The organism is Stieleria sp. (genome assembly GCF_041595215.1).
In the GTDB taxonomy this organism is placed as follows: Bacteria; Planctomycetota; Planctomycetia; order Pirellulales; family Pirellulaceae; genus Stieleria; species Stieleria magnilauensis.
Genome location: NZ_JBFHKV010001444.1, coordinates 1 through 1,683 on the forward strand (window position 1 = coordinate 1; position 1,683 = coordinate 1,683).

At 58.2% G+C, this 1,683-nt stretch carries 3 protein-coding genes; all 3 read right to left on the bottom strand.

The window, feature by feature from the left end:
• Positions 1–326, bottom strand: a 326-nt coding sequence (locus ABX749_RS31960; RefSeq protein ID WP_372899603.1) for an ATP-binding cassette domain-containing protein, incomplete at its 3' end; no start/stop codon positions are given.
• Positions 327–364: 38 nt separating this feature from the next.
• Positions 365–787 (bottom strand): GntR family transcriptional regulator, encoded by a 423-nt coding sequence (locus tag ABX749_RS31965; protein ID WP_145221404.1) that lies wholly within the window; start codon positions 785–787, stop codon positions 365–367.
• Between the two features lie 104 nt (positions 788–891).
• The coding region (locus tag ABX749_RS31970; RefSeq protein ID WP_372899604.1) for a hypothetical protein at positions 892–1,683 on the bottom strand (792 nt) is incomplete at its 5' end.

The following is a 1,683-nucleotide window of genomic DNA, read 5'->3' on the forward strand; positions in this document are numbered from 1 at the left end:
AATTCGTCATCGTAAAACGCCGACGTGAACCAGCCGATTTCGTCCGCGGTCATCCATTCGTACATCGCCGGCGACTCCGAAACATATCCCGTCTGTTGACGAATCTTTTGGCCGTCCTTCAAGCACGACAACCCCAGCACCGTGGCGGAACCGCTGTCCGGCTTGAGTGACCCGGTCAAAATCCGAATCATCGTGGTTTTCCCGGCACCGTTTTCGCCAAGCAACGCAAAGACGACGCCCTTAGGAATGTCTAACGTCACGTCGATCAGGGCACGATTGCGACCGAACGATTTACTGATGTTCTGCAAGGAAATGACGGCGTTCATGTCAGGATGCTTCCCTAGGAAAGACAAGTGGAGAAGGGTCAGGAATTGCCGTTGCCAGAGGCGTGTTTGGCGTTTTCAATCATTGCGGATTGGCGGTCCAATTCCGCGTCAAACAATTCTCGCAGCTCCGCGGTCGTCATCCCGCCGGCCAGCGCATCGCTCAACGCCCGCCGAACACTTTCGGCGACCAAAGAATTACGGGCCTTGGTGCAACGCTTCATCGCGTCACGGCGGACCACCATCCCGCGGCCCCGCAACGGCTCGAGCACGTGATCGGACTGCAACTCTTGATAGGCCCGGGCGATCGTGTTGGAATTGATCGCCAAGTCATTGGCCAGCTGCCGAACGCTGGGGACCATTTGCCCGCCGACCAAAATCCCGTCGGCCACAGCCAGTTTGACCTGACGTACGATTTGCTCGTAGATCGGTAGATCGCCATCGGCGTCGATTGAAAAGAACATCCAAGCCATCCCATGTGAATGCGGCCTTCGGTGTACCCGTGTCATGGTACACCGCGTCGCCTCGTGCTGTCAAGCAAAAAAGGTGGGAAAGCCTTGCCGCTCCGCTACAGCTCTTCGCGGTCGAACGCCGGGATCCCGCGCCCTTTGATCAATCGCAAAGCCACGACCAACGCCAGCGCCGCGACCGGAATCGCCAAGGGCAACCCGAGCCCGAAGACGCTGAAACCGAATCCGACGAGAAAGAAGACCCCGACGACCAGAAAGAACGAGGTCATCAGGTTCGACCTGGTCATTTGCAGTGATTCCCGCACCACAGCCCCGCCGAAGCGACCGTCCATGGCCAGCGGAATGACCGGCCACAACCGCATCGCCGTGAGTGTCAGCAACAGGATCGCTCCCACGAACGCCCCGACCGTCATCAACAGATGGATCTCAGTCGCCTGGACGTTGCTGCCGAGATTCATGATCGCAATGGCCAGCCCGATGACGACTGCCACGTAAGCGATCGCGATGGTCATCGCAGCCAACAGCGAAAGAAACACAGCGGCCGTGGGAACGAACCATGACCGCGTTTTCTGCGGTGGATCGTCTTCCAAATCAGGGCCAGCGTCGCAAACATCCAGCGACAGGTTCAGTGCGAACCAGACCGTATAGACCGTTACCAACACGAACCACGGTGACGCGACCGCCAGCCACAGCAACGCCTGCGTCCGATTGGTGCTCGCCAAGTCACTCAAATACACCAGCGGCAAAAGCAGCCCCAACACCATCAGTACCGATGGCATCAGGAACGGCATCAATAACGGACGACGTCTTTCGACAAACACCGACTGCGTGTCCGCAAAGATGTGTTCGATCGGGATCTTGCGATAGCCTTTGACCGCGACCGGTTGCGG